At 45.1% G+C, this 6,122-nt stretch carries 4 protein-coding genes and 2 pseudogenes; 3 read left to right on the top strand and 3 right to left on the bottom strand.

Annotation, left to right across the window (positions count from 1 at the left end):
* Window positions 1–120: 120 nt before the first annotated feature.
* From IQ270_RS14265 to IQ270_RS14255, 3 genes and pseudogenes are all read left to right on the top strand, one after another.
* Window positions 121–366 (top strand): annotated as a pseudogene (locus tag IQ270_RS14265) (lipopolysaccharide biosynthesis protein); the annotation flags it as partial.
* Window positions 367–754: 388 nt separating this feature from the next.
* Window positions 755–2,122, top strand: a complete 1,368-nt coding sequence (locus tag IQ270_RS14260; RefSeq protein WP_193973846.1) for an NAD-dependent succinate-semialdehyde dehydrogenase — start codon at window positions 755–757, stop codon at window positions 2,120–2,122.
* Between the two features lie 235 nt (window positions 2,123–2,357).
* Window positions 2,358–3,995 (top strand): acetolactate synthase large subunit, encoded by a 1,638-nt coding sequence (locus IQ270_RS14255; protein WP_193973845.1) that lies wholly within the window; start codon window positions 2,358–2,360, stop codon window positions 3,993–3,995.
* 344 nt (window positions 3,996–4,339) lie between these two features.
* Here the strand turns inward: IQ270_RS14255 and IQ270_RS14250 are convergent, their stop codons facing one another.
* The 3 genes and pseudogenes from IQ270_RS14250 to argB all read right to left on the bottom strand — a co-directional run bounded on the left by IQ270_RS14250 (window position 4,340) and on the right by argB (window position 6,004).
* Window positions 4,340–4,564 (bottom strand): DUF4926 domain-containing protein, encoded by a 225-nt coding sequence (locus IQ270_RS14250; protein WP_193973844.1) that lies wholly within the window; start codon window positions 4,562–4,564, stop codon window positions 4,340–4,342.
* Window positions 4,561–4,701 (bottom strand): annotated as a pseudogene (locus tag IQ270_RS32300) (DUF6883 domain-containing protein); the annotation flags it as partial. The gene IQ270_RS14250 and the pseudogene IQ270_RS32300, both read right to left, overlap by 4 nt.
* Window positions 4,702–5,092: 391 nt before the next feature.
* Window positions 5,093–6,004 carry an acetylglutamate kinase gene (argB, locus tag IQ270_RS14245; RefSeq protein ID WP_193973843.1) on the bottom strand — a complete coding sequence of 304 codons (912 nt, stop codon included), beginning with the start codon at window positions 6,002–6,004 and terminating at the stop codon, window positions 5,093–5,095.
* Window positions 6,005–6,122 lie beyond the last annotated feature (118 nt).

The raw sequence follows: 6,122 nt of genomic DNA, 5'->3' as shown, positions 1-6,122 counted from the left end.
GTTGAAGATAATCCCCAATTATAATTGGGGGGACTTGATACCGAAAAAACTTATATATAACTCTGCTTGAATATATCGATCACTCCTGTTCTTAGTTTGCGATCGATTATTCAGCAAACCCTAGTTATTTACGATACTGCACCGCTTTTGGGTTTGGCGGATGCGAATTTGTTGGCGGCTCACACTAACGGATTGATGCTGGTAGTGGGGCTGCATCAAACTGAGCGGGAGGCGCTGCTGTTGGCTTTTGAGGATTTGAAAATGGCAGGGATTCCGCTGTTGGGAATGGTGGCTAATAACGATAAGGGCAGCAGGTATTACTATCAGTCTTACGTGCAAAATTACATTGAGGAAAAGTCTGTTTAACCCAGATGTTGCACCATTCGTGTGGAAGCCTTTTCTGGACGGGCTCTGGGGCCCATCCCACAAGAAATTCACTCTTTGACAGAACGGGCCCCAGAGCCCGTTCTTGACAATGGTGCAAGATGTCTGTTTAACAGGTGGAGGTGGTTTTAACCAGGTTGATGCTGAACATAAACTTTAATAACAAAATTTCTTAAGATTTGCGATCGCTCCCTTGCCGTATAATACAATTAAAAATTGAGGCATTTAAACAAATATGGAGAGTTGCAAGTTAGGAAGACCTAAAAGTATGGCGGTAAAATTCCAATTTTGTAATACATCTATACAACAACTCCCAGCTAGCTTGAAAACTATAAGGGAGTTTTGTGTTTTTTGAAAAGGAGATGAAACAATGGCTATTGCTACTATCAACCCGGCAACGGGAGAAACACTCTCAACTTTTGAGCCGATCGCCGATGAGGAAATTGAAGCTAAGCTGGAATTAGCACAGCAAGCTTTTAGTAAATACCGCCACCTGCCGTTTGAGCAGCGAGCAATGTGGATGCAGAAAGCTGCGGACATCTTGGAGCGAGATCGCGAAATTTACGCCGAAATGATGACTCTAGAAATGGGCAAGACGCTCAAAGGGTCGATCGGCGAAATCGAAAAATGCGCCTTAGTTTGCCGCTACTACGCCAAAAATGCTGCTCAATTTATGGCAGACGTACCCGCAACTACCGAGGCTAGCCGCAGCTTTGTCCGCTACCAGCCGCTGGGCGCTATTTTAGCCGTCATGCCGTGGAATTTCCCATTTTGGCAAGTTTTTCGGTTTGCGGCGCCGGCGTTAATGGCGGGCAATGTCGGCTTGCTCAAACACGCTTCCAACGTGCCGCAGTGCGCTTTGAAAATTGAAGAAATTTTCACCGAAGCTGGCTTTCCCGAAGGAGTTTTTCAAACTTTGTTAGTGGGAGCCGACAAAGTAGCTAAAATAGTTGCGGACGATCGCGTCAAAGCAGCAACTCTCACAGGTAGCGAACCGGCGGGCGAAAGTTTGGCAGCAAATGCGGGCAAAAATTTAAAAAAAGTAGTGCTGGAATTGGGAGGAAGCGACCCATTTATTGTGATGTCCAGCGCCGATTTAGCAGCAGCTTTATCAACTGCTGTAACATCGCGAATACTTAACAACGGTCAATCTTGCATAGGCGCTAAACGCTTTATTTTAGCCGAAGAAATCGCCGACGAATTCATCCAAAAATTTGTCAAAGAATTCGAGCAATTAAAAGTAGGCGATCCAATGTTGCCCGAAACCGATATCGGCCCTTTGGCTACTCCCGCAATTCTCAAAGAATTGGACAATCAAGTACAAACCTGCATCCAATCGGGAGCCAAACTTCTCACAGGCGGCCGCCCGCTGTCAGAGAAGGCGGGTAACTTCTACTTGCCAACTATCCTGTCAGATATTCCTGCGGATGCCGCAGCGCGTCAAGAAGAGTTTTTCGGCCCGGTAGCTTTAGTATTCCGAGTTGCAGGCATCGATGAGGCGATCGCCCTGGCAAACAGCACATCCTTTGGTTTGGGTGCTGCGGCTTGGACTGCTGTCAACTCAGAGAGCGATCGGTTTATTTCCGAACTAGAAGCCGGCGCAGTGTTCATCAACGGCTTAGTCAAATCAGACCCCAGACTGCCCTTCGGTGGCATCAAACGCTCCGGTTACGGACGCGAATTGAGCATCCAAGGAATTCACGAATTTGTCAATATTAAAACAGTGTGGGTAAAATAAGGGCGATCGTCAACTTCTCGAAAATATCTCAATCAATCTGCGTTGATTGTGGCACGGGCGTGCGACCTGTGAATGATTGGTTAAAAATTCCAATTTAGTATTTTTCTAAGAAGTTGAAGAGAACAAAAAACATCCACTCATCTCGTTTCCGCTTGTATCGGTATTGTTCAACAGTCAACAGTCAACAGTCATTCCGGTGCAACCGGAATTGATGTAACAAAGTAAAAAAACGCAAATGAATACAGCTCAGCTCTTGGTCAAATGTTTAGAAAACGAAGGCGTAGAATACGTATTCGGACTTCCTGGAGAAGAAAATTTAGAAGTTTTAGAAGCCCTAAGAAACTCTTCAATTAAATTTATTACTACTCGCCACGAACAAGGCGCAGCCTTCATGGCAGACGTTTACGGCCGCCTCACAGGCAAAGCAGGCGTTTGCTTGTCTACTTTGGGACCAGGCGCAACTAACTTGATGACAGGAGTTGCTGATGCCAACTTAGACGGCGCTCCTCTAATAGCAATTACCGGACAAGTCGGCACTGATAGAATGCACATAGAATCGCACCAATATTTAGATTTGGTTGCTATGTTTGGTCCTGTTACTAAGTGGAATGCTCAGATTGTTCGCCCCAGCACGACAGCAGAAATTGTCCGCAAAGGTTTTAAAGTAGCTCAAAGCGAAAAGCCAGGTGCAGTTCACATTGACTTGCCCGAAAACATCGCGGCGATGCCTGTGGAAGGACATCCGCTAACTAAAGACAACCGCGAAAAAAGTTTTGGCGCTTACCAAAGCCTGAATAAAGCTGCCGTAGCAATTTCTAAGGCAAAAAGTCCTCTGCTTTTAGTAGGAAACGGCGCTATCCGCGCTAACGCCAGCGATGCTTTGACAGAATTTGTTACTCGATTAAATATCCCTGTAGCTAATACTTTTATGGGCAAAGGCGTAATTCCTTACACTCATCCTTTATCACTTTGGACGACGGGATTGCAAAAGCGGGATTACATTAGCTGTGCTTTTGAAGAAACGGATTTAGTGATTGCTGTTGGGTACGATTTAATTGAATATTCGCCGAAAAAATGGAATCCTGATGGTAAAATTTCGATAATTCACATCGGATCTCTGCCAGCAGAAATTGACAGCAGTTATATTCCGATCGTAGAAGTTGTGGGGGATATTTCTGATTCGCTAAATGAGATTTTGCAGCGTGCCGATCGCATGGAGAAAACAGATCCTTTTGCTAAGCAATTGCGGGCGGATATTCGCGCTGGGTACGAACAGTATGCAGCCGACGACGGTTTCCCGATCAAGCCGCAAAAACTGATTTACGATTTGCGGCAAGTCATGGGCCCGGAAGATATTGTCATATCCGATGTGGGAGCTCACAAAATGTGGATCGCGCGACACTATCATTGCGATCGTCCGAATACCTGTTTGATTTCTAACGGCTTTGCGGCGATGGGAATTGCAATTCCGGGTGCGGTGGCGGCAAAACTCGTTTATCCCGATCGCAAAGTAGTAGCAGTCACCGGCGACGGCGGTTTTATGATGAATTGCCAAGAATTAGAAACGGCGCTGCGAGTCGGTACTAATTTTGTGACTCTCATCTTTAATGACGGCGGCTACGGGTTAATTGAATGGAAGCAAGAAGATCAATTTGGTCATTCAGATTTCGTTAAATTTGGCAATCCCGACTTTGTGAAGTTTGCCGAAAGTATGGGTTTAAAAGGCTATCGTGTGGAAGCGGCCAGCGATTTGATTCCTATCTTGACGGAAGCGCTGGCTCAAGATGTCCCCTGCGTGATTGACTGTCCGGTTGACTACCGGGAAAATGTGCGTTTCAGTCAATTATCTGGGGATATGAGCTGCAATTCGTAAGCTATAAATTAGGAAACGGCAGTGCCGTTTCCTCCATCGGCGTGTTGTTGATGGTTAGATCCGAGCGCCCTTAAATCGCGCTTTTTGACAATTTGAGATGTAAGAGCGCTCGATTTTTACTTTTTTATAATTAATGAATTTGGTACTTATAAACTTACCCGAAATCAGGACACGGCAGTGCCGTTTCCCTACAATTAATCGGTCGATGGTTGCATCCTTAAAGTGCGCTCAGTGCGATCGATTATTTTGGGGTAGGCAAACGGCAATACCGTTTCTTCCGTCGCCTTATTTCGGGTAAAGAAACTTGAGTTTTCATGATGTTTTAGCTTCCATTTAGATCAGGATCAAGCTAGCATTCGAGCGTGAGCAATTTCTCTATCACCTATCAGAGGGACTTGGGAGCTAAAGAGTGAGAAAATAGCTAATGTTTTCCCCGTCAAGGTAACAAATTCTACTTCAGATCCTACGCCACCTTGATGTACTAAAACCACAGTGCCGATGTCGCCTTGGATTAACTTTTTTTCTGGCAGATCAATTGTTAAAACAACGCTATCAAGTTCTTGAATCATTTTATTTTTAAATCTGGTGGATAGGTACTTACTAGCCTGGGATTGTCGCCTCCGGTTTCTTGAGACCAAACAGAACGAACAAACGGTTTTCTGCCATCTAGTGCTAGCATTTCTCCTTCAATAACGTACCGACTACCAAAAGGAACTTGTTTTCAATTGCTGAAATCAGCAGTTTACAGGATTCGTATGTCTATTTTCAGAATCCTATCAATAAGCGTTCAACACTTCAGATCGTGGACGAGTTTCCAGATATCGCCAAAGAACAGATAACTGCTTGTCTTGATTCTGCTCGCGATTTGTCGAATATTGAAACAGTTGCCGTCGGAGTTTAAGATTGTTCAGAGTTGAAAAGAGCAACACAATGGAAAAATTTAATAATTTTGCTTGCGCTTAAAAAAAAGCTGAAATCAAAGCTTGGTTAAAATTAGTTGAAATAATTTTCCCGAAGTACATTATTAGGGCTTGCAGGGACTGGGAAAGCAAGGATTTAGCCCTTCACTTACCAGCCCCCGCGCTAGGATTTACCCCTTACTTATGCCTTAACTTCCCCCCGCTAAACTCAGAAGCAACAATCATCGAGCCAATCCCTGCATCCGTGAATATTTCTTGCAGCAAAGCATGAGGAATTCGCCCGTCAATAATGTGAGCGCCCTTCACACCCTGAGCCAAACTTCGCACACAACAATTAACTTTAGGAATCATCCCCCCAGACACAACTCCCGACTCAACCAACTGTCTCGCTTCTTGAATATCCAACTTAGCAATCAGACTCTCCGGCTTGTGATAATCTTCCAAGATTCCCGCAGTATCAGTCATCAAAATCAATTTTTCTGCTCCCAAACCAGCCGCAATTTCCCCGGCTACGGTGTCAGCATTAATGTTGTAAGATTGACCGCGCTGATCCGCCGCCACGCTCGACACCACCGGAATATAACCGCTGTTCACCAAGGACTCCAAAATGTTGACTTCTACGCCGCTAACTTCACCAACAAAGCCAATTCCCTCCCGGCCGTCCGGACGAGCTTGAATCAGATTCGCATCCTTGCCGCACAATCCCACTGCTTTGCCGCCAGCTTGGTTGATTAACGAAACAATTTCCTTATTGACTTTCCCTACCAAAACCATTTCTACGACTTCCATTGTCGCTGCATCAGTCACCCGCAAACCATCCTTAAATTGCGGCTCAATTCCCAACTTTTCCAGCCAGATATTAATTTCTGGCCCGCCGCCGTGAACTACAACTGGACGCATCCCCACGCAAGCTAGAAGCACAATATCGCGAACCACCTTGTCTTTGAGATTGCTATCTTTCATCGCCGCACCGCCATATTTGACTACAATCGTGCGGCCGGCAAAGTGTTGAATGTAAGGCAGTGCTTCGGAAAGCACCTCTACTCGATTAGTGTCCGAATTCCTAACAAAATCGCTTTGTTTGAGCATGGGTAATTTACAAAAGACTAAAAACTCAATTCTAAAGTTTAATGGCTAAAGTACGTATCAACAGCCACAAAAATCACTTTTTCCCTGGATTGTATCGACTATTTGCGCGATCGCCCTT

Source organism: Microcoleus sp. LEGE 07076 (assembly GCF_015207455.1).
In the GTDB taxonomy this organism is placed as follows: domain Bacteria; phylum Cyanobacteriota; class Cyanobacteriia; order Cyanobacteriales; family Microcoleaceae; genus Microcoleus.
This window is presented reverse-complemented; position numbering and strand designations above follow the sequence as displayed.

What these genes read in the sequence shown, in the direction of transcription:
- IQ270_RS14260 (WP_193973846.1), top strand. Translation starts at nt 755, where the DNA reads ATGGCTATTGCTACTATCAACCCGGCAACGGGAGAAACACTCTCAACT.
- IQ270_RS14255 (WP_193973845.1), top strand. Translation starts at nt 2,358, where the DNA reads ATGAATACAGCTCAGCTCTTGGTCAAATGTTTAGAAAACGAAGGCGTA.
- IQ270_RS14250 (WP_193973844.1), bottom strand. Translation starts at nt 4,564, where the DNA reads ATGATTCAAGAACTTGATAGCGTTGTTTTAACAATTGATCTGCCAGAA.
- argB (WP_193973843.1), bottom strand. Translation starts at nt 6,004, where the DNA reads ATGCTCAAACAAAGCGATTTTGTTAGGAATTCGGACACTAATCGAGTA.